We start from the raw sequence: 24,289 nt of genomic DNA on the forward strand, positions 1-24,289 counted from the left end.
GCCACTTCGGCCTGGAGCCGTCGAAAGTGCTCGCTGCCAGGCTCGGCGCCGCCTTGCGCTTCGGTCCCTCGGTCTTCCGGTTCGGCCACTGGTCCCTCCATCCGGGTTGGGGACAGGCAGTTCGTTCGAAGATGGTCGCGTACCGGAAAATCTTTGCCAGACTCGGGCGGAATTCAAGGCTCTGCAATCTCGGCGGAAGGACGATGTCACGGACGGTTCACGCGGCGGCTCCCCACGCGTGGTCGTCAGCCAGCTTGCGCTGCCGTCGTCGCGTTCGCGTAATGCTCTGAAAAAGCGCAGTCGCGCACGGTTCAGGGCACCAGGTCGGTGTCCTTGACCGATTCCATCACCACGAAGGTGGAGGTGTTGGCGACATGGGGCAGGCTGGAGATACGCTCGCCCAGCACTTGGCGGTAGCGGCGTATATTGGCGGTCCGCACTTTGAGGAGATAGTCGTAGGAGCTTGCGATCATGTGGCATTCCTCGACTTCCGGGATCTTGAACACGGCCGCGTTGAAGGCCTTCAGCGCAGCCTCGCGCGTGTCCGAAAGCTTCACTTCGGTATAGGCGATATGGTCCAGGCCCATCTTGCTGGAGTCGAGAATGGCGCGGAAGCCACGGATATAGCCCTCGTCGATCAAACGCTTCAGGCGCTGATGACAGGGCGTCTTGGAAAGTCCAATCTTTTCAGACAGTTCAGTGATGGACATGCGGCCGTTCTCGACCAATGCATCGATGATCTTCCGGTCGAAACTATCCAGATTTCCTGTTTCTGCTACCTTTGCCATCCAATATTCCTGCCTCAGGCCTAAACATAAGAAATAATGCCTATGAATGGGCATAATCTTGGCAGAAATGCAAATTCCGGGCGTGCTATGTGATCGCTGCGACGCGAGCTATCATCGCCAATCCGGGCCAATGGCACGTGACGTTTTCAAGAGCGAGACCGCCATGACGACATCTGCCGCACTCAGCCAAGGTTCCTTGCAAGATCCCCTGCCAGCCACCACGCCCTTTGCCGATTTTGCGCCGCCGATCCGGCCGCAGACGCCGCTGCGCCAGGCGATCACGGCGGCCTATCGCCGGTCCGAGGAGGAATGCGTGGCGGCGCTGCTGGAACAGGCTGACATGCCGGCGGGAACGCGGGAGGCGATCAGCGCCACGGGCCGCAAGCTGATCGAGACGCTGCGCGCCAAGCGCCGGGGTGGCGGCGTCGAAGCACTGGTGCATGAATATTCCCTCTCTAGCCAGGAAGGCGTGGCGCTGATGTGCCTCGCCGAGGCCCTGCTGCGCATCCCCGATATGGCGACCCGCGATGCCTTGATCCGCGATAAGATCGCCGATGGCGACTGGCGCTCCCATGTCGGCGGCGGGCGCTCGCTCTTCGTCAACGCCGCGACCTGGGGCCTGGTGGTTACAGGCAAACTCTCGAACACCGTCAATGACCGCGGCCTGTCGGCGGCGCTGACCCGGCTGATCGCCCGCTGCGGCGAACCGGTGATCCGGCGCGGCGTCGACATGGCGATGCGCATGATGGGTGAGCAGTTCGTCACCGGCGAGACCATCGCCGAAGCCCTCAAGCGCGCCCGGCCGCTGGAGGAAAGAGGTTTTCGCTATTCCTATGACATGCTGGGCGAGGCGGCGACCACCGCCGCCGATGCCGAGCGTTATTACAAGGACTACGAGACCGCCATCCACGCCATCGGCCGCGCTTCGGCAGGCCGCGGCATCTATGAGGGGCCCGGCATCTCCATCAAGCTTTCCGCGCTGCATCCGCGCTATGTGCGTGCCCAGGCTGAACGGGTGATGGCGGAATTGCTGCCCAAGGTGAAGGCGCTGGCCGCGATCGCCAAGCAGTACGACATCGGTCTCAACATCGACGCCGAGGAGGCCGACAGGCTGGAGCTCTCGCTCGACCTGCTCGAAAGCCTGTGTGAAGACCCGGATCTCACGGGATGGGACGGCATCGGCTTCGTGGTGCAGGCCTATGGCAAGCGCTGCCCCTTCGTGCTCGATTTCATCATCGATCTGGCCCGCCGCACCGGGCACCGCATCATGGTGCGTCTGGTCAAGGGCGCCTATTGGGATGCCGAGATCAAGCGGGCGCAGGTCGACGGCCTCGCCGACTTTCCTGTCTTCACCCGGAAGGTCCACACCGACGTCTCCTACATCGCCTGCGCGCGCAAGCTGCTCGAGGCCACCGACGCCGTCTTCCCGCAATTTGCCACGCACAACGCCCAGTCGCTCGCCACCATCTATCACCTGGCCGGCCCCGACTTCAAAATCGGCCAATACGAGTTCCAGTGCCTGCACGGCATGGGCGAGCCGCTCTATGACGAGGTGGTCGGGGCGCACAAGCTGCGCCGCCCGGCCCGTATCTACGCGCCGGTCGGCACGCATGAGACGCTGCTCGCCTATCTCGTGCGTCGCCTGCTCGAGAACGGCGCGAATTCCTCCTTCGTCAACCGCATCGGCGATCCCACCGTCTCCGTCGATGAACTGATCGCCGATCCGGCCGAGGCGGTGCGCTCGATGGCGGTGGTCGGCGCGCGGCACGACCAGATCTCCCTGCCGGCCGAACTCTATGACGAGCGGGCCAATTCCGCCGGGCTCGACCTCTCCAACGAGACGACTTTGGCCGAGATCGCCGCCATCCTCAAGGAGAGCGCCGGCCGGGCCTGGACGTCGGAGCCGCAACTCGCCGGCATCAAGAGTGCCGGGGAGAGCCGGCCCGTGCTCAATCCAGGCGACCATGGCGACGTCGTCGGCAGGGTGACCGAGGCCACCGAGGCCGATGTCGCGACGGCGATGGCGAACGCCCAGAAGGCGATGCAGGGCTGGTCACGCTGGACGCCCGTCGAACGGGCCGTTTGCCTGGAGCGCGCCGCCGACATCATGCAGAGCGAGATGCCGGTGCTGCTCGGCCTGATCATGCGCGAGGCGGGCAAGTCCATGCCGAACGCCATTGCCGAAGTGCGCGAGGCCATCGATTTCCTGCGCTATTACGCCGACCAGGCCCGCCGCACCCTCGGTGTCTCCCACAGGCCGCTCGGCCCGGTCGTCTGCATCAGCCCTTGGAATTTCCCGCTGGCGATCTTTTCGGGTCAGGTTGCCGCGGCTTTGGTGGCGGGCAATGCCGTGCTCGCCAAGCCGGCGGAAGAGACTCCGCTGATCGCGGCCCAGGCCGTGCGCATCCTGCATGAGGCAGGCGTCCCTGCCGATGCCCTGCAACTCCTGCCGGGCGACGGCAGGGTCGGCGCGGCGCTGGTTGCCGCTCCCGAGACCGCGGGCGTGATGTTCACCGGCTCGACCGAGGTGGCACGCCTGATCCAGGCTCAGCTCGCCACCCGCCTTGGCTCCAACGGCAAGCCGATCCCGCTGATTGCCGAGACCGGCGGCCAGAACGCCATGATCGTCGATTCCTCGGCCCTGGCCGAACAGGTGGTGTTCGACGTGATCGCCTCGGCCTTCGACAGCGCCGGGCAGCGTTGCTCGGCCCTGCGCGTGCTCTGCCTGCAGGAGGATGTTGCCGACCGCACGCTCGCCATGCTCAAGGGCGCGCTGAAGGAGCTGCGTATCGGCTCGACCGACAGTTTGAAGGTCGATATCGGCCCCGTGATCACGGCCGAGGCCAAGGCAACCATCGAGGGCCATGTCGAAGCGATGCGCGACCGCGGCCGCAAGGTCGAGCAGGTGGCCCTCGGCGAGGCGACGCAGGGCGGCACCTTCGTGGCGCCCACCATCATCGAGATCAACGAACTGGCCGATCTCACGCGCGAGGTCTTCGGTCCGGTGCTGCATGTGGTGCGCTATCGTCGCGACGATCTGGAGCGCCTGATCGATCAGATCAATGCCACCGGCTATGGCCTCACCTTCGGCCTGCATACCCGCCTCGACGAGACCATCGCCCATGTCACCAGCCTGGTGAAAACAGGCAATGTCTATATCAACCGCAACACCATCGGCGCGGTCGTCGGGGTGCAGCCCTTCGGCGGGCGCGGCCTGTCCGGCACTGGCCCCAAGGCTGGCGGGCCGCTCTATCTCGGGCGCCTGGTCGATACGCCGCCGATCCCTCCGCGGCACAGCTCCGTCCATACCGATCCGGTGCTGACGGATTTCGCTAAATGGCTGGGCCAGCGCGGCATGAACAATCTGGCCCAGGACGCGCGGGAAATCGGCGGCGACTCCGCTCTCGGCCTGGAGATCGAGCTGACCGGCCCCGTCGGCGAGCGCAACCTCTACGCCCTGCATCCGCGCGGCCAGATCCTGCTGGTGCCGCAGACCGAGATCGGCCTGCATCGGCAGCTCACGGCGGCACTCGCCACCGGCAACAGTGTGGTGATCGATGCCGCCACCGGCCTGCAGCCCGTGCTCAAGACCCTGCCCGTCAGCGTGGCGGCGCGGGTGAGCTGGAGCAAGGATTGGAAGAAATCGGGGCCGTTCGCGGGAGCCCTGGTCGAAGGAAGCCCGGATGAGATCCAGGAGGCGAACAAGGCCATCGCCGCCTTGCCGGGCCCGCTCGTCCTGGTCCAGGCGGCCTCCTCGCAGGAACTGGCGGGGAAGGCGGACGCCTATTGCCTCAACTGGCTCCTGGAAGAGGTCTCCACCTCCATCAACACCACGGCCGCCGGCGGCAATGCCAGCTTGATGACCATCGGGTAGTCCCGCATCACGACCATGCCGTAAAAGGTGCAACCAGCCTTCTCCCGCAAGGGGAGAAGGCATTTGCGCCCCTCTGGCCGCGAACGAACACTGCCGTGTTCCCTGCGAAACCTCTATCCCCAACGGAGCTTGAAACTTCGCGCCATGGCGATTGTCTTGTCGTGACATGCCGATATCTTGGCGCCTGCGCCGGTCCCCTGAATCGGCCATGGTGGAGACGATGATGACGGACGGACGGCGAGCTGAAGCGGATAAGCGGAAGGGGCGGTCGTTTCTCGCCGCATCCTTGGCAGGCGTGTTGATGGTGGGTGCCTCGGCGGCTCCGGCTTTGGCCGCGGCAATGGGGATGGGGGACGAGCCGCCCTCCACCAGCAGCGAGGTCAAGGGCGTGGCATTCCGCCTTCTCACCACGCTGCCGCGCGCGCCGGGGACCGTGGAAGGGCTGGACGAGTGCAGCCATCTGACCGTCAAGCCGAGCTCGGAGGCTGGCCGCGTTGTGGCGGGGCGTGGCTGGGCCGTGACGGGTGAGGCCAAGCTGGGGACCTCCCTGCGCGCCGTCAGCTTCGCCGGCGGGTTCGAGCCGGGCACCAGCGGCACCTGTCTCGTCAATGACGGCAATGTCGGTATCTTCGACGGCAGCAAACTGGTTGCCCTGCTCTATGCCGAAAAGGGCTCCAAGCAATCGCTGGGTAGCGTCCAGGCTCTCGAAGGGGGCGGGGTGCGTGTCATCGATGGCGACTATCTCGCCACGCCGCTCGGCGATATCCGCTCGATCGACGACTATAAGTTCGAGTTCAACCCCGTGGCAGCCAGTGACGGCGTCTGCGGCGGCCGCGCCAAGGTGCCCAACATCAACAACATGCCGATCGACAAGGCGCGTGCGGCGCTGAAAGCCAATGGCTGGGAACCGGTGCCGTCGAGCGAGCAGGACCGCACCGACAGCCGCGTCGCCGATCTCGTCAAGCTCGGCGTGATCGAGGCGGAGAGCTGCTCGGGCACCGGCCTCGGCTATTGCAGCTACAATTATCGCGGCGAGGCGGGCACGCTGTCTGTCACCACGGCGGGCGACAACGACTACCCCTCGGTGTCGGACTATGACGTGAAGTGCAACTGAGGCTTCGGCCGGCGCAAGCGGGCTTGAACTCGCGCGACCGTTGTCATTGCCGGGCTTGACCCGGCAATCCCGGTCTTTTCTCGCCATCGCGCCGGGCGTTGCAATGGATGCCCGGGTCAAGACCGGGCATGACAAAGCTCAGTGTCGCCCTTCATGGGCGGCCCCTCACACCGTCGGGTCGACCCAGCCGAAGGGCGGCTCGAAGCCCGCCATGGTCGCCGGGCCCCAGGTGCCGGGCTGGTAGGGAGTGACGGGCACGACATTGCCGATGACGGGATCGAAGATGCGCCAGGCGATTTCGGCGGCATCCTGCCGGGTGAACAGGGCGTTGTCGCCTTCCATGGCATCGCCGATCAGGCGCTCATAAGGGGCGAGGTCGCCGGTACCGTCGTCGACGGCCACGAGTTCGACCGGCTCGCCGACCAGGTTCTCGCCGGGCGCCTTGATGCGTGAGCCGAGCCCGATGGTGATCTGCGGATTGATGCGGAACCTAAGCTCGTTGGAAGGCCCCTGCAGCTTTTCGGCGAAGACGTCGTGCGGCGGCTTGCGGAACCGGACCACGACTTCGGTGCAGCGCACCGGCAGGTTCTTGCCGGCCCGGATATAAAAGGGCACGTCGGCCCAGCGCCAGCTGTCGACGAACATCCTGACGGCGGCGAAGGTCTCCACGCTGGAATTCGGTGCCACGCCGGGCTCGTCATGATAGCCGACGAACTGGCCGCGTACCACGTCCTTGGGCGTCAGCGTGCGGATCGCCTTGAAGATCTTGACCTTCTCCTCGATCAGGTCGTCCTCGAGCCGGCCGGCCGGCGGCTCCATGGCGAGCAGGATCAGCACGTTGACGAGATGGTTCTGGATCACGTCTCTGATAGTGCCGACCTCGTCATAGAACTTGCCGCGGCCCTGCACGCCGAAGTTCTCGGCCATGGTGATCTGGATGCTCTCGACGAAATTGCGGTTCCAGACCGGTTCGAGGAAGGCATTGGCGAAGCGGAAATAGAGCAGGTTCTGGATGGCTTCCTTGCCGACATAGTGGTCGATGCGGAAGATGGCGCTCTCGTCGAAGAAGCGATGCAGGACGGCATTGAGCTCCTTGGCGGAGGCCTCGTCATGCCCGAAAGGCTTTTCCACCATCAGCCTGGCATTGGCGGCGCAGCCCGATTCCTGCAGGCCCTCAGCCACCGTCTCGAACAGGCTCGGCGGGATGGCGAGGTAATGCAGCGGGCGGCTCGCCTGGCCCAGCGCCGCCTTCAGCTTGGCAAAGGTCTCGGGGCTGCGATAGTCGCCGCTGACGTAACCCAGAAGATTGGAAAACCTGGCGAATACGCTCTCGTCGAAGGCATCGCCATAGGCCTTCACCGTGCTCTCGCGGGCCCGGGCGCGCAGCTTCTCCACGTCCCAGGGATCGAAGGCGACGCCGATTACCGGGACAGAGAGGGCGTTGCGCCGGACCATGGCGTAAAGAGCAGGAAAGATCTGCTTGAAGGCGAGATCACCCGTGGCGCCGAAGAGAACGAAAGCGTCGGAATGCGGTGCCGGCATGATGTCTTCCCGAATTGAACTGCCACCCAGCGGAACTCCCCGTTGGTAAAGCGGAAGAGGCCTGATGGGAAGCCGGAAAGACGTTACGTCAGCCCAGCCTTCGATCGGGACCGGCAGGACGGGCCTCTCGCCCGCCAGCGTTGCTACAGTCGCATACCCATATAGATGCTCGCCGGCCGCGCGATTTCGCGAAAGCCGAGCTTCTCGTAGAAGCCGAGTACCTTGGCGTTGCCGGCGCTGACGCCGAGGTGAAGGCCCGGCACGCCCTTGGTCCTGAGGGCTGCGAGTTCGGTCTCGACCAGCCGGCGGCCCCAGCCGCTGCTTTGGAATGGCGGCAGCAGGTTGATGTGGAGATGGGCCGGATAGTCGGCGATCATGGCCGTATCCTTGCGCTCGGGGCGGCGGATCAGCGACAGGGCGCGCTCGTCACTGGCCTTGCTGGGCGTGAGATCGGCAACCTCGAGGCGCACTTGTGGCCACCATTCGCTGTCGAGCCGGTCGGCGAAGGCGTTGGTATCGAGCGCGGCTACGACATAGCCGACGGCTCCGCGACCGGCATCGAGCACGAAGGCGAAGTCGGGCGCCAGGACCTGGTAGGGGACGGCCCAGATGAAGCCGGGCAGGCGATGGTCGGAATAGAGATGGCTCCCATCGGAGCCATTGTCGGCCGTGCGCAGGCAGATTTCATAAAGGGCGGGGCGGTCGGCCTCGGTGGCAGGGCGGATGACGGCGTTCTCGGCCAAGGAGGATCTCCGTGCAGAACGAGCGGGGAGGGAAGGCCGGGAGGAAGGCCCTTGCCGTCCATTCCCGCACTATCGTCTTACCAATACGCAATTGCAACTTGCCAACCGCCTGCTTCCCCGTGATGGTAGCGCCAACGAGAATGGGGCGCGGCCGTTCGCACATCCAATTCGGAGAGGCGACCAGCGTCCAGCATAGCGCAACGCAGGGAGGGACCACCGATGTTGCGGACTGGGACGTCTTCTTTGAGAACCAATGTTCTATTGCGCCGGCTTCTACCTTGCCTGGCAGCCACCACCTTGTGGTGGGGAAGCACCCTTCATGGCGCTGGTGCGCAGACCCTGACGGTGTGGGACGACAATGCCCTGCCTTCGCAAGCCAAGGTCATCACGGACATCAACGCCAAGTTCGAGGCAGCGCATCCGGGCGTGAAGATCGCGCGCACGGCCCGGACCTTCGACGATCTCGCCATGACCCTGAAGCTGACGCTCTCCACCGGCGAGGGGCCCGCAGTGACCAAGGCCAATCAGGGCGCCCAGGAAATGGGGGCGATGGTCAAGCAGAAGCTGCTGCTGCCTATCGATGACTACATCAAGAAATATGGCTGGGACAAGAAGCAGTCCGATAGCGTGCTGGCGCGGGATCGCTGGTCCGACAAGGGAGAATTCGGCACCGGCCCGACCTATGGCATTTCGGCCCTCGGCGAACTGGTGGGCCTCTATTACAACGCCAAGGTGCTGAAGGAGGCCGGCATCGACAAGCCGCCGGCCACGCTGGACGAGCTGGCCAAGGATGTCGAGACCTTGAAGGCCAAGGGCGCCGTGCCCTTCACCATAGGCCTGACCAAGGGCCACATGTCGCTCCATATGTACGCTGCCCTGTCGCAAGCCATGATCGGCGCCGCCGATCGCAAGGGGCTCGATGATCTGGTCTATGGCCGGGGCGGCAGCTGGAATACGCCGAGCTACATCGCCGCTGCCAAGCAGATCCAGGACTGGGCCAATGGCGGCGCCTTCAATGATGGCTATCAGGGCATTGCCGATGATGACGCCGTGCAGCTCTTCGTGGGCGGGCAGGGTGCCTTCCAGGTCACCGGCACCTGGCGCCTGGGCGACATGCAGGCCAATCCCGACATCCATTTCATGGCTCTGCCGCCGGCTGCCGGCGTGAAGGACCCGCTGGTGGTGGGCGGCGTGGAACTTGCCTGGGCCATTACCGCGCTCGCCAAGGACAAGGCGACGCAGGATCTAGCCGGTGACTATATCGACTATCTCCTCTCCGACGATGCCGCGGCCGCCTGGGCGGCGGCGGGCTACCTGCCCGTGGCAGCTCTCGAAAAGCCCGATAAGGTGCAGATCCCGGCCTTGCTCGGCGAGACCATCAAGGTGTGGAACACCGTCAATGCCGCCAATGCCCTCGGCCATTATCCGGACTGGGCCAGCCCCACCATGCTGAAGACCCTCTCCGATGGCCTGACCCGGGTGATTGCCAAGGAGGACACGCCCGAAGCCTTCGTCGCTGCGGTCGACAAGGATTATCAGGGCTATATTGCGAGCCTGAAGAAATAAGGCGGCCACCGGGATCATTCCCCAGGGAGGCGCTGTCAGCCTTCTCCCCTTGCGGGAGAAGGTGGACCGGCGAAGCCGGGCCGGATGAGGGGTGTTGGCGCATACCCCGGTGAGGTCGCGTATTCCCCTCATCCGCCCCCTTCGGGGCACCTTCCCCCGCAAGGGGAGAAGGCTCCGCGCGTCTCACTGGATCGGATCCGAGACAGCCCCATGCTCGACGCCTCCAAATACCGCAATCTTCTCTATGTGCTGCCGTCGCTCCTGATCTATGGCGCCTTCGTTCTGGTGCCGATCCTCAGCTCCATAGCCCTCGGCTTCACGGCCTGGGACGGCATCAGCGCGCCGCGTTTCGTCGGCCTGGAAAACTACATTGCGCTGTTTTCCGATCCGGTGTTCACCGTCGCGCTCAAGAACAATCTGCTGCTGCTGGTCTTCTACGTGGCCCTGCCTTTGCTGCTGGGCCTGGTGATGGCCGCCATCGTCACTTCGATCCGCAGCGGTGAGCAGCTCATCCTCCGCACGCTCTATTTCATGCCCTATGTGATGCCCACGGCCGTGCTCGGCATCATCTGGCGCTGGCTCTACAACCCGGCCTTCGGGCCGCTCAACCAGGCACTGAAGGCGATCGGCCTCAAAGCGCTCGCTTTGCCCTGGCTCGGCAGCTTCACCTTTGCCTTGCCGGCCGTCGGCTTCGTCGCCACCTGGTATTATGCCGGCTTCTGCATGGCCATCTTCATGGCGGGCCTCGCGCGCATCGAACCCTCGCTCTACGATGCCGCCAGGGTCGACGGCGCCACGCCGATCCAGTCCTTCCGCCATATCAGCGTGCCCTCGTTGCTGCCGGAAATGCGCATCGTGCTGCTGCTGACCGTGATCGCCTCGATCAAGAGCTTCGATCTTGTCTTCACCATGACGCGCGGCGGCCCCGCCAATGCGACGCTGGTGCCCAACCTCTACATGTATCAGCTCGGTTTCGATCTCGGGCGCTACGGCTATGCCTCGGCGGTGGCGGTGATCGGGGCGATCCTGATCTTTGCCGTGAATGCCGTGATCCATCGCTTCATGCCGGAGCGGGGAGGGGAGCGCTGATGGCCGTTTCGTCGCGCCGCGCCCCGTCCCTACTGCCGCTGCGGGCCTTGCTGTGGCTGTTCGCCCTGCTGACGGTCTCGCCCTTTGCGCTGCTGCTGCTAACCTCGCTCAAGAGCCAGAAGGATCTTCTGGCAGGCGCCTTCGTCCTGCCCCAGCAGCCGCATTTCGAGAATTTCGTGCGGGCCTGGGTGGATGGCCATTTCGGCACCTATTTTGTCAATTCCGTGCTGGTGGTGGTGCCGGTGGTCGCCATTGCCGTTTTCCTCGGCATTCTCTCGGGCTTTGCCTTCGCCTTCCTCACATTGCCGCTCAAGCGCACGCTCTTCGTGATGCTGACCATCGGCATGATGGTGCCGACCGAAGCCTTCATCATTCCCCTGTTCTACGAGTTCCACTGGCTCGGCCTGCTCAACACCTATTGGGCCCTGATCCTGCCGCAGATCGGCATGTCCATCCCCTTCGCGACCCTGTTCATGGCGAGCACCATGCGGCAATTGCCGTCCGAACTCGTCGATGCCGCGGTGATCGACGGCGCCACGCGGCTGCAGGTGCTACGCCATGTCATCCTGCCCTTGATGAAGCCGGCGATGTCGACGCTGGCGCTCTTCCTGTTCATCTGGACCTGGAACGAATTCCTGATCCCGCTGATCCTGGTCAACAACGACGCCGTGCGCACGCTGCCGATCGGCATGCTGTTCTTCCAGGGCAAATATATCGTCGATATCCCGACCCTGACGGCAGGGGCGGTGATCATCGTGGCGCCGATCATCGTGGTCTATCTGATCTTCCAGCGTAATTTCATCCAGGGCCTGACGGCCGGGGCGGTCAAGTGAGGCGCCTCCAGGCTGTGGGGAACGATCCATGCGACCAATGGTCTGTTCAATCGGCCGCGGAAGCCCGAAGCAAAGCGCGTTTTGGCAAAACGCGCTTTGCTCGAACTCACCCCTTCGACGCGTCTTTGCGATTTGAAATGAATCGTTCAAATCGCCAAACGCTTTGGTAGGAATTGTCTGAACAGTCACGGAGCGGAAACGATGAAGGTCGGCATTATCGGGCTCGGCTATCGCATGGGCTATCTCGCCCGCATCTTCAGCCTGATGGTGCCGGGCTTCACCGTGGTCGGCTATGTCGATCCCGCACCGGCGGGCCTCGGTTACATGAAGGAACATGGCATCGAGGCGGGACGCGTCCATGACAGCCCCGAGGCCTTGCTCGCCGCCGAAAAGCTCGACCTCCTGATGGTCGGTTCGCCCAATGCGATGCATCTCGGCCATATCCAGGCAGGGCTCGAGCATGGGGTGAAGGTCTTCGCCGAAAAGCCGGTGGTGACCTCCCAGGAGGACACCTTCAAGCTGCTCGAGCTGCTTCGCATTCACGGCAGCGACAGCGTGATGGTCGGCCTGGTGCTGCGCTATGCCTCGCTCTATCGCGATCTCACCCGCATGCGCGACGAGGGCGTTCTGGGCGACATCGTCTCGATCGAGGCCTCCGAGCACCTGGCGCCCTATCACGGGGCCTTCTTCATGCGCGACTGGCGGCGCTACCAGCATTATTCCGGCGGTTTCATGCTGGAGAAATGCTGCCATGACATCGACCTCTACCAGGGCCTGATCGGCTCGCGTCCGGTGCGCGTGGCAAGCTTTGGCGGCCGCCGCACCTTCCTGCCGGGCAATGCGCCCAGCGCCCAGGGTGTCAACGACATGGAGGTCTATCACCGCAAGCCGAGCGGCTGGCTGAGCACGGACAAGGTGTTCGATTCCGACGCCGACATCATCGACTTCCAGGTGGCGATCGTCGAATTCGAGAACGGTGTCGCCCTCAATTTCCACACCAATATCAACGTGCCCGACCAGTTCCGGCGCTTCTGCGTGATCGGCTCCAAGGGCATGGCCGAGGGCGATTTCGTACGCAACTACTTTCGGGTGCACGATGCGCGCACTTCGCAGAAGCTGGTCGACAAGACCTATGAAGTGAGCGAGCTTTCGGCCCATTACGGCGCCGACGAGCAGATGGCCGCCGATATCGGCAAGCACCTGATCGACGGCGCGCCGCTGCCGGTCTCGGTGGTCGACGCGCTCGCGGCGGGCCTGACCGCCATCAAGATGGACGAGGCCCGCGCCAGCCGCGCCGTGCTCGACCTCACCGATGCCTGGCGCCGCTTCGACGAGGCGCTGACGGGGGAATGATATCAGGACAGGCCTAAGGCTGATCCGTCATTGCGAGCGTAGCAAAGCAATCCAGGGCTTGAAGGCACAAAGCTCACGGCCCCTGGATTGCTTTGCTACGCTCGCAATGACGGTGCTTGATCGGTCAAGCATCAATGCTGTGGGTATGAGCCCTATAGCTCCACCACGCGGTTCGGCAACTGGTTCCGCGGCTGGCTTTCCGGCGGAAAATGCTGCGCCAGCAGGCTGCCGCATTGGCCGATGGCGATGACCAGGCCCTCGGCAAGGCGCCCGGTCGCGGCGGCCTTGGTCAGGCTGGCGATGGTGTCGTCCCAGACCTGCTGCTCGACCTTGGCATCGATGCCGTCATCGGCGATCAGCACGGCCTGCCGCTCGGCCATGGCGATGAACAATAGAAGGCCGGTGCGGTCAGCCGTCTGCTGCAGGCCCTGGGCCAGGAACTGGCTGCGGGCTGCAAGCATCACCTTGTGCCGGCGCATGGGCGGCGGTGCGAACCAGAGCCGCACGCGCTGCGGCCAGCTCAGGGCGGTGACCAGCGCGAAGACGGCGATCTGGATCAGGCTGAGGGTGAGCAACCCCTTTCTGAGGGCGGACGCCATATCGGCCTGGCTGAAATTGCCGCTGCTCCATTCCGCGCCGAACAGCGAGGCGTGCAGCAGCCCGGGCGCCAGCAGGCCGATCAGCACGGGCGTGAGCAGGACGGCCACCGCGCCCAGGGTCACCGGGATCCAGCGATAGCTCGCCACGGCATGGCTGACGACGCAATAGATCTCGCCGGACGTGCCCGTTTCCGCCGCGGTGATGGCCGCTGCGATGCGCCGATGATCGTTCTGCGTCAGCACCCGGGTCATCTCACCAGCTCCCACTCGAACCGCCACCGCCGAAGGAGCCGCCACCGCCGGAAAAGCCGCCGCCGGACGATCCTCCCCCGCCGCCCCAGCTCGAGCCACCGCCCCAACCCGACGAAGTCGGAATGAAGACGGGGCCGGAGCCACGCCGCCTGGCGCCCGGTCCGCGGGGGCCGCCGCGCGAGGAATCGATCCAGCCCGAGGCGATCACGAAGATGAAGAACAGGATGAAGAAAATCACGAAGACTGTCTGGGGATCGAAGCCCTCGTCGCTGCGGGCGCCGTCCTTGGCGCGCTGCTTCCATTCGCTCTCATTGTTGAGCAGCACGTCCTCGATGGCGGCGACGCCGGCCTTGATGCCGGCAGGCATGTCGCCGGCCTTGAATTTGGGCAGGATCGCCTGCTGGATCACCACGCTGGAGAGCGCGTCGGTCAGCGTGCCTTCCAGGCCATAGCCGACCTCGATGCGCACCTTGCGCTCATTGGGCGCGACGATGAGCAGCACGCCGTTGTTGAGCTTGCCCTGGCCGATGCCCCAATGACGGCCGAGCTGATAGCCGTAATCGGCGATCTCCAGGCCTTCCAGGCTCTTGAGGGTGACGACGACGAGCTGGTCGCTCGATTTGTCCTCCAGAGCCTTCAGGGACTGGTCGAGGCCGGCGCGTTCGCCGGCGGGAATGATGCCTGCCTGATCGACCACGCGATCCGTCAGCGCGGGAAAGTCGATCGCTAAGGCTGAGGACAGGAAGAAAAGCAGCAAGGCGAGCGCAGCGCAAAATGGTGTGCCGGTCTTCAGACCGGCATTCTCTGCGGCCCATGCCGGTCCCGTTCCATCTCTCGATGGAGCCGAGAAGACCGGCACACCGAAGAACGCCTGCTTGCTCATGCCTCGCGAAGCCTCAGTTGAAGTTCACTTTCGGGGCCGCCTGGTTTTCCGGCGCCGCGCTGAAGGTCTCCATCGGCTTGGTCGAGCTGTAGAAGATCGCCTTGTAGATGCTCTGCGGGAAGGTACGCAGGTCGGTGTTGAAGACCCGCACAGCCTCGATATAGTCCTTGCGTGCCACGGCGATGCGGTTTTCGGTGCCTTCGAGCTGCGATTGCAGCGACAGGAAGTTCTGGTTCGACTTCAGGTCCGGATAGGCTTCCCGCAAGGCGATCAGGCGGCCGAGAGCGCCGGACAGGCCCTGCTGGGCTTCCTGGAACTGCTTGAACTTCTCGGGATCGGTGATGGTGCTGGCGTCGATCTTCACACTGGTCGCCTTGGCGCGGGCCTCGACCACCTCGGTCAGCACCTTTTCTTCCTGCTTGGCATAGCCCTTCACGGTTTCGACCAGGTTGGGCACCAGGTCGGCACGGCGCTGATACTGGTTCTGCACCTCGCTCCAGGCAGCCTTGGCCTTCTCTTCATCGGTTGGAATGGTGTTGATGCCGCCGCTGACCACCAGGCCGACGACCACCACGATAACGGCAAGGATCGCAAGAATTCGTGCCAGTCCCGACATGCAGGGCCCCCTTTGTCGTGCCGGCGATCGGCCGGCGATCATGTCCTTATATCCACGCGGCCGGTGTGGGCAAAGCATCCCGAAGAACAGCCCACAGCCCCGTATGTCGTTGTCACGGCGTGATAACGCCCGCCATTGCATGACAAGAGGCGGAACGTTCGGCACGGCGGCAGGCAGGGGGAAGTCATGAGATCCTATGTCATTCTGCGTCGACCCAAGGCGGCTCCGCCCGGTCGAATGGGGCTGGAGAGGCTCGAACCCAAGCCGCCGGAAATCACGGTCGAGAACCTGCCGGACCACGCCCTGCGCGAGCTGGAGGCCGATCCCGACACCTCCTATGCCGAGAACATGCCGACGGCGCTGATCGAACCCCTCGCCAGCCCTGTGCCGGCGGCAGCCGAGGCTGGCGCGAGCTGGGGCATTGCGGCCGTCGGCGCCGATGCCAGCCCGTTTACCGGTACCGGGGTCACGGTTGCCGTGCTCGATACCGGCATCGACGCGGCCCATCCGGCCTTTGCGGGCGTGGCGCTGGTCGAGAAGGATTTCACCGGCATCGGCAATGGTGACGTCAAGGGCCATGGTACCCATTGTGCCGGCACCATTTTCGGCCGTGACGTCGGCGGCCAGCGTATCGGCATTGCGCGCGGTGTCGGCAAGGCCCTGATCGGCAAGGTGCTCGGCGATGACGGCAAGGGCGATTCCGGCATGATCTTCGAAGCCCTGCAATGGGCACTGGCGGAGAAGGCCGACATCGTCTCGATGTCGCTGGGCTTCGATTTCCCGGGGCTGGTGAAGAGCCTGACCTCGGAGGGCTGGGACATCGAGCCGGCTACCTCGATGGCACTGGTGGGCTACCGCAGCAATCTGCGCATGCTCGACACCATCATGTCGATGCTCAAGGCCCATGGCGCCCTCGGCACATCGCCGCTTGTGGTGGCGGCGGCGGGCAATGAGAGCAAGCGGGCTGCCGTGACGCCTTATCGCATCGCCGCATCCCTGCCGGCCGCGGCCGATGGCGTGATCGCGGTGGCGGCGGTCGGACGGGACGCCGACACCTACAAGGTGGCGCCCTTTTCCAACATGCTCGCCGCGGTGGCGGCCCCCGGCGTCGACATCACCTCGGCCTGGCCGGGCGGAGGCCTTCATACCATCAGCGGCACCAGCATGGCCTGCCCGCATGTCTCGGGCGTGGCCGCCTTGTGGTGGCAGGCGCTTGAGCAGAAGGGCATCAGCGGCAGCGCGGCCAGCGTCGGCGCCCGCATTCTCGCCAGCGCCCGCAGAGGCGTTTTTGCCGCGGATATCCCCGAGGTCGATATCGGGCAGGGCATGGTTACGGCGCCGGAATGAGATGCCCGAAGCCGACTGCGATAGCCGGGCTTGGCCGGCTATCGCAAAGGTCGTGCAAACTCGAAGATGCCTAAGCGAAGCGCATTCGAGGTCCAGGCCCTATTTTTTGGCCTCGAGCGCGGCTTGCGCGGCGGCCAGCCTGGCGATCGGCACGCGGAAGGGCGAGCAGGAAACGTAGTCGAGCCCGCTGCGCTCGCAGAAGGCGATCGAGGCCGGGTCGCCGCCATGCTCGCCGCAGATGCCGAGCTTGAGGTTGGCCCGCTGCTTGCGGCCGCGCTCGACGCCGATCTCCACCAATGCGCCGACTCCTTCCTGGTCGATCGAGACGAAGGGGTCGATGGCGAAGATGCCCTTCTGCACATAGGTGCCGAGGAAGGAGGCAGCATCGTCGCGCGAGATGCCGATGGTGGTTTGCGTCAGGTCGTTGGTGCCGAAGGAGAAGAATTCGGCGCTCTCGGCGATCTCGCCGGCGCGGATGGCCGCGCGCGGCAGCTCGATCATGGTGCCGACCTGATAGACCAGCTTGACGCCCTTTTCCTTTTCCACCGCCTGCGCCATGGCATCGATGCGAGCCTTGACGAGGTCGAGCTCGGTCCTGGTCGCCACCAGCGGCACCATGATTTCCGGCGTCACCGGCTGGCCGGTGGACGCGGCGGCCTCGACGGCCGCCTCGAAGATGGCGCGCGCCTGCATCTCGGCGATCTCCGGGAAGGCGATCGCCAGGCGGCAGCCGCGGAAGCCGAGCATCGGATTGAACTCGTGCAGTTCCTGGGCCCGGGCCCGGAGCTTGGCGGCCGAGGCCCCCATCGCCGCGGCGACTTCGGCAACTTCGTCCTCCGAATGCGGCAGGAACTCGTGCAGCGGCGGGTCGAGCAGGCGGATGGTGACCGGCAGGCCCGACATGATCTCGAAGAGCTGGCGGAAATCCTCGCGCTGCATCGGCAGGAGCTTGGCCAAGGCCGCGCGCCGGCCCTTCTCGTCGTCGGCCAGGATCATCTCGCGCATGGAGACGATGCGGCCTTCGTCGAAGAACATGTGCTCGGTGCGGCACAACCCGATGCCTTCGGCCCCGAACTGGCGGGCCTGGCGGGCATCGGCCGGCGTCTCGGCATTGGTGCGCACCTTCATGCGCCTGACACCGTCGGCCCAGGTCATCAACTCGGCGAACTCGCCGGAGAGCTCGGGCTGCACCATGGCGATCTTGCCGGCCAGCACCTGTCCGGTCGAGCCGTCGATGGTGATGACGTCGCCCTTCTTGTAGGTCTTGCCGCCGGCCAGCAGCGTGCCGGCGGCGGTGTCGACGCGGATGCTGCCCGCGCCGGAGACGCAGGGCTTGCCCCAGCCGCGCGCCACCACGGCGGCGTGGGAGGTCATACCGCCGAGGCGAGTGAGGATGCCGGAGGCCGCCAGCATGCCCTTGATATCCTCCGGGCTGGTCTCCTGGCGCACCAGGATGACGGTCTTGCCGGCGGCCTTGCCGGCTTCGGCCTCGTCGGAGGTGAAGACGATCTCGCCGGAAGCCGCGCCGGGGGAAGCCGGCAGGCCGCGGGCAATCTCGATGCGCTCGGCCTTGGGATCAATGGTGGGGTGGAGGAGCTGGTCGAGGGCGCCGGGATCGATGCGGCCGACTGCTTCCTCCTCGCTGATCAGGCCTTCCTTGGCCATCTCGACCGCGATGCGCAGCGAAGCCTTGGCCGTGCGCTTGCCCGAGCGCGTCTGCAGCATCCACAGCTTGTTGTCCTCGACCGTGAACTCGATGTCCTGCATGTCGCGATAGTGCTTTTCGAGCACCTTGGTGATACCGACGAATTCGGCGAAGGCCGATGGCATCGCCTCTTCCATCGAAGGCTTGTTCGAGGCGCCGGCCTGGGCCGCGGCCTTGGAGATCGGCTGCGGCGTGCGGATGCCGGCCACCACGTCCTCGCCCTGGGCGTTGATCAGGAACTCGCCATAGAGCGCATGCTCGCCGGTGGAGGGGTTGCGGGTGAAGGCGACGCCGGTAGCGGACGTGTCGCCGCGGTTGCCGAACACCATGGCCTGAACATTGACGGCCGTGCCCCACTCGGCCGGGATGGCGTGCAGGCTGCGATAGGTGATGGCGCGCGCATTCATCCAGGAGGCGAAGACGGCGCCGATGGCGCCCCAGAGCTGCTCCTGCGGATCCTCCGGGAAGGGCTTGCCGAGTTCCTCGAGCACCAGGGCCTTGTACTGGCCGACCAGGGTCTTCCAGTCGGCGGCCTGCAGGTCGGTGTCGAGCACATAGCCCTTGCGCTCCTTGTAGGTGTCGAGGATCTCCTCGAAATGGCCGTGGTCGACGCCGAGCACCACGTCGGAGAACATGGTGATGAAGCGCCGGTAGGAATCCCAGGCGAAGCGCTCATTGTTGGAAGCGGCCGCCACCGCGGCGACCGTGGTGTCGTTGAGGCCGAGATTGAGCACGGTGTCCATCATGCCAGGCATCGAGGCGCGCGCGCCCGAACGCACCGAGACCAGCAGCGGATTCCTGGCATCGCCGAAAGCCTTGCCGGTGATGCGGCCGATCTCGGCCAGGGCCGCTTCGACTTGGGCCCGCAGCTCCGGCGGGTAACTGCGGTCATTGGCGTAGTAATAGGTGCAGACTTCGGTGGTGACGGTGAAGCCGGGCGGCACCGGCAAGCCCAGATTCGACATCTCCGCCAGGTTGGCGCCCTTGCCGCCCAGCAGGTTCTTCATGCCCTGTTCGCCTTCGGCCTTGCCGTCGCCGAACCCATACACCCACTTCGTCATTGCACTTCCTCAGTGATTTCGGATTGGCCGATTGTGCCGGCACGTATTTGGCGCAGAGCCTTTCCACAGCCGGCCGATAAATTCAATTCTTCAAACGTCTAAATCGATAGGTTGGGCGGATAACAAAATGTGTCAGAGTGTAATAATTGCGCCTGATCGCGCTTTTGTCTGAAGAACTGGCAGGTTTGACGCGCAATATGTCGGATTAATCCGGCTGAACGCTCGATGATGGCTTTGCCTGTCGCTTGTTTGCCGGACGAGCGCGACGGTTCGCTCGACCATGCGGCCATTTTTCCGCTTGCCATAACCGGCCTGGGCCTCGAAAACGCCAGTATACGATCTGGACACCAGACAGCAATTGCAGGAGCGTGCATGTCGACTTTCAAGGCTCTCGTCGTCACCAAGCCGGATACCGGCTATGCCTGCAACTTCGCCGAGTTCGACGAGCGCGATCTGATGGATGGCGATGTCACGGTGCGGATTACCCATTCGACCGTCAACTACAAGGACGGCCTCGCCATCACCGGCAAGGGGCCGGTGGTGCGGCGTTTTCCGATGATTCCGGGGGTCGACTTCGCCGGCGAGGTGATCGCCTCCTCCTCGAAGGACTGGGATCCCGGCGACCATGTCATTCTCAACGGCTGGGGCGTGGGCGAGACCCATCTCGGCGGCTATGCCGAGCGGGCTCGCGTCAAGGGCGAATGGCTGGTGCGGGTGCCCTATGGCATGACTCATGCGCAGGCGATGGCGATCGGCACGGCCGGCTATACCGCCATGCTGAGCCTGATGGCGCTGGAAGCCCATGCCATCACGCCCTCGCGCGGGCCGGTGCTGGTGACCGGGGCCGCCGGCGGCGTCGGGTCCACGGCCGTCGCCCTGCTGGCACGGGCCGGCTACACGGTAATTGCCTCCACCGGGCGGCCGGAAGAGGCCGACTATCTCAAGAATCTCGGGGCCTCCGAGGTGATCGATCGCGCCGAGCTGACCGGGCCGGTGCGCCCGCTGGGCAAGGAGCGCTTTGCCGGTGCCGTCGACACGGTCGGCTCGCTCACCCTTGCCAATGTGATCTCGCAGATCAAATATGGCGGCGCCGTCGCGGCCTGCGGCCTTGCAGGCGGGGCAGACCTGCCGTCCAGCGTGATGCCCTTCATCCTGCGCGGGGTCTCGCTGCTCGGCATCGATTCGGTGCAATGTCCCCAGGTCGTCCGCCAGGAAGCCTGGCGGCGCCTTGCCAACGAGCTCGACCGCGACAAGCTCGATGCCATGACGAGCTCGATCCCCTTCGACGAGGTGCGCGAAACTGCGGCCAACATCCTGGAAGGCAAGGTGAGGGGCCGGGTGGTGGTCGAGATCGGCTGAGGGGAATCCCCGGAGTCGGACTGGAGACGCCACCTTCGTCGTGCCCGGGCTTGACCCAGGCATCCAGGGCTTCCGCGATTGAAGCTGGGTTGCCGGGTCAAGTCCGGCAATGACAAGGGTTGCGCAATTCATGGACGGCCGGGCCGCCCCTCTTCTTCACACCAAGGTCTCCATGCGCAAAGATCTCATCCTGGGCATCGTGCTCGTCCTGGTCGGGGCCTCTTGCTACGGGCTGCAGTCGACCTGCGTGAAGCTGGCCTATGGCCAGGGTTACTCGCCCGGCGAGGTGATCGGGGCGCAATTCGTGATTGGGGCCGTCATTCTCGGGCTGATCAAGCTGGTGACCGGCTTGCGGCCCGCCGTGCCCCTGGGCTGGCCCGACCGCTTCAAGTTGATGGCCGGCGGCGCCAGCATCGGCTTCACCGGCTCGTTCTATTATCTCTCCGTTGCCTATACCTCGGTGTCGGCGGCGATCGTGCTGCTGATGCAGAGCGTCTGGATGGGGGTGGCCCTCGACGCCGCGCTGGGCCGGGCTTGGCCTTCGCCGCTCAAGCTGGTCTCCTCGATCCTGGTGCTGGTGGGTACCATTCTGGCCACCAATCTGCTCGGCGATGCGGCCCATCTCAGCCTGCTCGGCGTCGTCTTCGGCCTGCTGGCGGCGGTGAGCTACACGCTGGTGATCTGGTGTTCCAGCCATGTCGGCCTGCATGTCGACGTGGTCAGCCGCAGCTTCCTGATGGTTCTGGGCGGCGCGGTGGTGGCCGTGCTGATCGCCCTGCCACAGCTGACGGTGCGTTTCGATCCCAGCATCTTCTGGAGCTGGGGGTTGATCATCGCTTTGCTCGGTACGGTGCTGCCGCCCTTCCTGTTCAACAAAGGTATTCCGGCCACGGGCGTCGGCCTGGCGGCCATGCTGTCCTCGGTGGAGCTGCCGGTGGCGGTTGTGATGGCCGGCCTGTTGCTGCACGAGGCCTTCCTGCCCTCGCAATGGGCCGGCGTCGGCATCATCCTCGGCGCCATCGCGCTCGCCAATGTGGGGGCAGGCCGCGCCGCGGGGTGAGCTTGCGCGGTGTGCCGATCTCCGGATCGGCATGTCTTGCCGGTAAACCTATCGTTTCAAAGAATGCCGATCTGGAGATCGGCACACCAAATCTCTGCCTGTCTCTACAGAGCCGATGCAGGGCCGGGACATCCCGCTCCCGGAGCCGTTCCAAACCCACCCTTTTCGTGCTATCCAGCCGGCTCGAAGGGATAACCGAAGCGCTGCCTCGAAACCCGATTGTTCATGATCGGGAATTCTGATGGATAGCCGCGTCCTTCTCCTGGCACTCGCCACCTTCGTCACCGGCACCGCCGAGAACATCGTCATCGGCATCCTGCCTGATGTCGCGACCGGCCTCGGCGTGTCCATCGGCCTGGCCGGCCAGCTCACGGCGGTGTTTTCGATCACCTTCGCCCTGGCCGCACCGCTCGCTCTGCTGCTGACCGGGCGCCTCGAGCGCAAGACGGCCTTCATAGCCGCCTTGGCCATGTTCGCCCTGTGCAACCTGCTGGCTGCGGCCAGCCCCGGTTACGGCGTGCTGTTCGCCGCTCGTATCGGCATGGCGGCGGCAAGCGCCACCATCGCCCTGCTGGCGACCATGCTCGCCACCGAACTTGTCGACGAGAGCAGGAAGGGCCGCGCCATCGGCGTGATCTTCATGGGGGTGAGCGGCTCGCTGGTACTCGGTGTGCCGATCGGCATGCTGGTGTGCTCGCTGGCCGGCTGGCGCAGCGTCTTCCTGGCCCTTGCCGCACTGGCGGTGCTCGTTCTGATCGTCTGCCGCGGCAAGCTGCCCGATGTTGGCACCCGCCGGCAGGGTACGCCCGACTATCGGGCCCATCTGCGCGCGCCGCCGTTGCTGTGCGCGCAGCTCGTCTCGATCCTGATGATCGCAGGCCATTTCGTGCTGTTTGCCTATCTTGCGCCCTATATCGCCGGCGTCCTCGGCATTGCCGGCAGTGGAACCGTGCTCGCTTTCATCGCCTTCGGCGTCGCCGGCGTGTCGGGCGGCTATCTCGGCGGCCTTGCCGCCGACAAGCTGACGCCGCGCCGGGCCATTGTGCTGGTGCCGCTGGGCTACCTCACGGCCCTGATGCTGATCCCGCTGGCGGCCGGCTCCGGCTTCTCCTTCTTCCCGATGATGATGGCCTGGGCCTGCCTGAGCTGGATGATCTCGCCGGCGGTGCAGAGCTTCCTGATCGCCACCGGCCCGGACACGGCCGAAGCCGGCGTGAGCCTCAATCTCTCGGCGATGCATATCGGGGTCGGCCTCGGCACGGCGCTCGGCGGCGGTGCGGTGGAACTGGTGCCGATCGCCTATCTGCCGGCGATCGGTGCCATCCTGGCCGCCATGGCCCTGATCGCCGCGCTGCTGGCCTATCAGGGCGCGGCCAAACACGGGCCGATGGTGGTGTAGGACCCTATTCCCCGCCCTCCAGCACAGGCCGCAGCTTCGTCAACGCTTCCCAGCCATGGTCCATGAAGGCGCGGACCTTGGCCGAATGCTTGAGGTCGGGATGGGTCAGGAGCCACAGGCCGGCGCCGACGCCCGGCAGCGGCTCCGACAGGCGCGGCAATGGCAGGGCATCGCCGATATAGCAGGGCAGCAGGCCGACCCCGAAACCCGACCGCAGGGCCTCGGCGACGCCGAGAATGGTGTTGAGGCGCATCACGATGCGCTCGTTCGGCACTTCGCGCTCCACCCAGCGCGCCGGCGGAATGTTGGAGAGCCCTTCGCCTGTGGCGATCCAGCGCTCGGCGAAGAGGTCGGCGAGTTCGGCTCCCTTCAGCCGCTCCGGGCCGTAAATGGCCCAGGCAATGGTGCAGACCCGCCGCCCGACCAGCGTGTCCGGCGGCGCCGAGGTGGCACGGATCGCCACGTCGGCGTCCCGCTTGGACAGGTTCAGCGGCAGGTTGGAGACGACGACGTCGAGGCGAATGTCCGGAAAGCTGGTCAGGAAACTGGTGAAGACCGGCATCGTCAGGTGGGCCATGATGCTGTCATTGGTGGTGACGCGCAGTTCCCCTGATGGTTTGACGTCCCGGCCCGCCACACGGCGCTCGAAGCCGCTGATGTCGTCGGCCATGCGCCCGGCGAGGGCCACCATTTCCTCCCCCGCCGCGGTGAGGGCGTAGCCGCTGCGCCCTCGCTCGAACAGGCGGGCGCCGAGCAATTCCTCGACGGCGTTGATGCGGCGGAACACGGTGGAATGGTTGACACCAAGAGCCGTCGCTGCACCCACCAGGGATTTGGTCTCCGCTACGGCGCGGACATAGCGGTAATCATCCCAATTGGGGGATGGACGCTGGAGGGCAGAGTCAGAAACGGTCATGCAGGCGTCCCCGACGACAAGAAACGCAGATCCGGCAAAGCCCTTCTATTCCTAGCACCGACGAACAGTGGCGCAAGGTCGTCTTGCGAGTAGCCATCCGGTGTCGAACTGCGCAAGAAAAGGGCGAGCTTTCATCACACATGGTATGGCCCTGGGAGAAATGGGCACGAGACCCGCCTCTCCCAGAAAT

General features: G+C 65.0%; 18 protein-coding genes. 10 read left to right on the top strand and 8 right to left on the bottom strand.

Annotation, left to right across the window (positions count from 1 at the left end):
- Nucleotides 1-311 precede the first annotated feature (311 nt).
- Complete coding sequence (locus BA190_RS21175; RefSeq protein ID WP_068291726.1) at nt 312-788, bottom strand: Lrp/AsnC family transcriptional regulator; 477 nt, start codon at nt 786-788, stop codon at nt 312-314.
- 163 nt (nt 789-951) lie between these two features.
- On the opposite strand from BA190_RS21175, the gene putA reads away from it, so the two are divergent.
- Both putA and BA190_RS21185 read left to right on the top strand, forming a co-directional pair.
- Nucleotides 952-4,662, top strand: coding sequence for a trifunctional transcriptional regulator/proline dehydrogenase/L-glutamate gamma-semialdehyde dehydrogenase (putA, locus tag BA190_RS21180; protein WP_156771626.1), 3,711 nt, complete (start codon nt 952-954; stop codon nt 4,660-4,662).
- Between the two features lie 301 nt (nt 4,663-4,963).
- Entirely contained in the window at nt 4,964-5,776 is an 813-nt protein-coding gene (locus BA190_RS21185) for a hypothetical protein (RefSeq protein ID WP_156771627.1), read from the top strand.
- Nucleotides 5,777-5,941: 165 nt separating this feature from the next.
- On the opposite strand, the gene zwf is transcribed toward BA190_RS21185, so the two are convergent.
- The gene (gene zwf / locus BA190_RS21190; RefSeq protein WP_068291728.1) at nt 5,942-7,318 is read right to left on the bottom strand and encodes a glucose-6-phosphate dehydrogenase; all 1,377 of its coding nucleotides are present in this window, start codon (nt 7,316-7,318) and stop codon (nt 5,942-5,944) included.
- 143 nt (nt 7,319-7,461) lie between these two features.
- Entirely contained in the window at nt 7,462-8,061 is a 600-nt protein-coding gene (locus BA190_RS21195; RefSeq protein WP_068291731.1) for a GNAT family N-acetyltransferase, read from the bottom strand.
- Nucleotides 8,062-8,280: 219 nt separating this feature from the next.
- Between BA190_RS21195 and BA190_RS21200 the strand changes: the two genes are divergently transcribed.
- The 4 genes from BA190_RS21200 to BA190_RS21215 all read left to right on the top strand — a co-directional run bounded on the left by BA190_RS21200 (nt 8,281) and on the right by BA190_RS21215 (nt 12,902).
- On the top strand, nt 8,281-9,627 hold the full coding sequence (locus tag BA190_RS21200) for an extracellular solute-binding protein (protein ID WP_068291732.1): 1,347 nt from the start codon (nt 8,281-8,283) through the stop codon (nt 9,625-9,627).
- Between the two features lie 210 nt (nt 9,628-9,837).
- On the top strand, nt 9,838-10,716 hold the full coding sequence (locus BA190_RS21205; RefSeq protein ID WP_068291734.1) for a carbohydrate ABC transporter permease: 879 nt from the start codon (nt 9,838-9,840) through the stop codon (nt 10,714-10,716).
- Nucleotides 10,716-11,549, top strand: a complete 834-nt coding sequence (locus tag BA190_RS21210; protein WP_068291736.1) for a carbohydrate ABC transporter permease — start codon at nt 10,716-10,718, stop codon at nt 11,547-11,549. The genes BA190_RS21205 and BA190_RS21210 overlap by 1 nt, the downstream gene beginning before the upstream one ends.
- Before the next feature lie 201 nt (nt 11,550-11,750).
- On the top strand, nt 11,751-12,902 hold the full coding sequence (locus tag BA190_RS21215) for a Gfo/Idh/MocA family protein (RefSeq protein WP_068291737.1): 1,152 nt from the start codon (nt 11,751-11,753) through the stop codon (nt 12,900-12,902).
- A 152-nt stretch (nt 12,903-13,054) separates the two neighbouring features.
- Here BA190_RS21215 and BA190_RS21220 read toward each other — a convergent pair whose 3' ends face one another.
- From BA190_RS21220 to BA190_RS21230, 3 genes are read right to left on the bottom strand one after another with little or no spacing between them, the layout of a single operon-like run.
- Nucleotides 13,055-13,753, bottom strand: coding sequence for a TPM domain-containing protein (locus tag BA190_RS21220; RefSeq protein WP_068291738.1), 699 nt, complete (start codon nt 13,751-13,753; stop codon nt 13,055-13,057).
- Between the two features lies 1 nt (nt 13,754).
- Nucleotides 13,755-14,636 carry a YgcG family protein gene (locus BA190_RS21225; RefSeq protein ID WP_082979934.1) on the bottom strand — a complete coding sequence of 294 codons (882 nt, stop codon included), beginning with the start codon at nt 14,634-14,636 and terminating at the stop codon, nt 13,755-13,757.
- Nucleotides 14,637-14,649: 13 nt separating this feature from the next.
- Nucleotides 14,650-15,252: a LemA family protein gene (locus BA190_RS21230; protein WP_068291742.1), complete on the bottom strand. Its 603-nt coding sequence runs from the start codon at nt 15,250-15,252 to the stop codon at nt 14,650-14,652.
- Nucleotides 15,253-15,438: 186 nt separating this feature from the next.
- Here BA190_RS21230 and BA190_RS21235 point away from each other — a divergent pair, with 186 nt between their 5' ends.
- Nucleotides 15,439-16,599 carry a S8 family serine peptidase gene (locus BA190_RS21235; protein WP_068291745.1) on the top strand — a complete coding sequence of 387 codons (1,161 nt, stop codon included), beginning with the start codon at nt 15,439-15,441 and terminating at the stop codon, nt 16,597-16,599.
- A gap of 99 nt (nt 16,600-16,698) precedes the next feature.
- On the opposite strand, the gene ppdK is transcribed toward BA190_RS21235, so the two are convergent.
- Complete coding sequence (ppdK, locus tag BA190_RS21240; protein ID WP_068291749.1) at nt 16,699-19,365, bottom strand: pyruvate, phosphate dikinase; 2,667 nt, start codon at nt 19,363-19,365, stop codon at nt 16,699-16,701.
- 372 nt (nt 19,366-19,737) lie between these two features.
- Between ppdK and BA190_RS21245 the strand changes: the two genes are divergently transcribed.
- The 3 genes from BA190_RS21245 to BA190_RS21255 all read left to right on the top strand — a co-directional run bounded on the left by BA190_RS21245 (nt 19,738) and on the right by BA190_RS21255 (nt 23,183).
- Nucleotides 19,738-20,724 carry an MDR family oxidoreductase gene (locus BA190_RS21245; protein ID WP_068291752.1) on the top strand — a complete coding sequence of 329 codons (987 nt, stop codon included), beginning with the start codon at nt 19,738-19,740 and terminating at the stop codon, nt 20,722-20,724.
- Between the two features lie 172 nt (nt 20,725-20,896).
- The gene (locus tag BA190_RS21250; protein WP_068291972.1) at nt 20,897-21,784 is read left to right on the top strand and encodes a DMT family transporter; all 888 of its coding nucleotides are present in this window, start codon (nt 20,897-20,899) and stop codon (nt 21,782-21,784) included.
- Between the two features lie 241 nt (nt 21,785-22,025).
- Nucleotides 22,026-23,183: an MFS transporter gene (locus tag BA190_RS21255; RefSeq protein WP_068291753.1), complete on the top strand. Its 1,158-nt coding sequence runs from the start codon at nt 22,026-22,028 to the stop codon at nt 23,181-23,183.
- Between the two features lie 4 nt (nt 23,184-23,187).
- Here the strand turns inward: BA190_RS21255 and BA190_RS21260 are convergent, their stop codons facing one another.
- Nucleotides 23,188-24,099: a LysR family transcriptional regulator gene (locus tag BA190_RS21260; protein WP_068291757.1), complete on the bottom strand. Its 912-nt coding sequence runs from the start codon at nt 24,097-24,099 to the stop codon at nt 23,188-23,190.
- Nucleotides 24,100-24,289 lie beyond the last annotated feature (190 nt).

It is taken from the genome of Labrys sp. WJW, from assembly GCF_001676615.1.
In the GTDB taxonomy this organism is placed as follows: Bacteria; Pseudomonadota; Alphaproteobacteria; order Rhizobiales; family Labraceae; genus Labrys; species Labrys sedimenti.

Coding starts and splice junctions, on each gene's coding strand:
- zwf (WP_068291728.1), bottom strand. CDS start 7,318: ATGCCGGCACCGCATTCCGACGCTTTCGTTCTCTTCGGCGCCACGGGT.
- BA190_RS21230 (WP_068291742.1), bottom strand. CDS start 15,252: ATGTCGGGACTGGCACGAATTCTTGCGATCCTTGCCGTTATCGTGGTG.
- BA190_RS21185 (WP_156771627.1), top strand. CDS start 4,964: ATGGTGGGTGCCTCGGCGGCTCCGGCTTTGGCCGCGGCAATGGGGATG.
- BA190_RS21175 (WP_068291726.1), bottom strand. CDS start 788: ATGGCAAAGGTAGCAGAAACAGGAAATCTGGATAGTTTCGACCGGAAG.
- BA190_RS21255 (WP_068291753.1), top strand. CDS start 22,026: ATGGATAGCCGCGTCCTTCTCCTGGCACTCGCCACCTTCGTCACCGGC.
- putA (WP_156771626.1), top strand. CDS start 952: ATGACGACATCTGCCGCACTCAGCCAAGGTTCCTTGCAAGATCCCCTG.
- BA190_RS21210 (WP_068291736.1), top strand. CDS start 10,716: ATGGCCGTTTCGTCGCGCCGCGCCCCGTCCCTACTGCCGCTGCGGGCC.
- BA190_RS21260 (WP_068291757.1), bottom strand. CDS start 24,099: ATGACCGTTTCTGACTCTGCCCTCCAGCGTCCATCCCCCAATTGGGAT.
- BA190_RS21200 (WP_068291732.1), top strand. CDS start 8,281: ATGTTGCGGACTGGGACGTCTTCTTTGAGAACCAATGTTCTATTGCGC.
- ppdK (WP_068291749.1), bottom strand. CDS start 19,365: ATGACGAAGTGGGTGTATGGGTTCGGCGACGGCAAGGCCGAAGGCGAA.
- BA190_RS21225 (WP_082979934.1), bottom strand. CDS start 14,636: ATGAGCAAGCAGGCGTTCTTCGGTGTGCCGGTCTTCTCGGCTCCATCG.
- BA190_RS21215 (WP_068291737.1), top strand. CDS start 11,751: ATGAAGGTCGGCATTATCGGGCTCGGCTATCGCATGGGCTATCTCGCC.
- BA190_RS21220 (WP_068291738.1), bottom strand. CDS start 13,753: ATGACCCGGGTGCTGACGCAGAACGATCATCGGCGCATCGCAGCGGCC.
- BA190_RS21205 (WP_068291734.1), top strand. CDS start 9,838: ATGCTCGACGCCTCCAAATACCGCAATCTTCTCTATGTGCTGCCGTCG.
- BA190_RS21245 (WP_068291752.1), top strand. CDS start 19,738: ATGTCGACTTTCAAGGCTCTCGTCGTCACCAAGCCGGATACCGGCTAT.
- BA190_RS21250 (WP_068291972.1), top strand. CDS start 20,897: ATGCGCAAAGATCTCATCCTGGGCATCGTGCTCGTCCTGGTCGGGGCC.
- BA190_RS21235 (WP_068291745.1), top strand. CDS start 15,439: ATGAGATCCTATGTCATTCTGCGTCGACCCAAGGCGGCTCCGCCCGGT.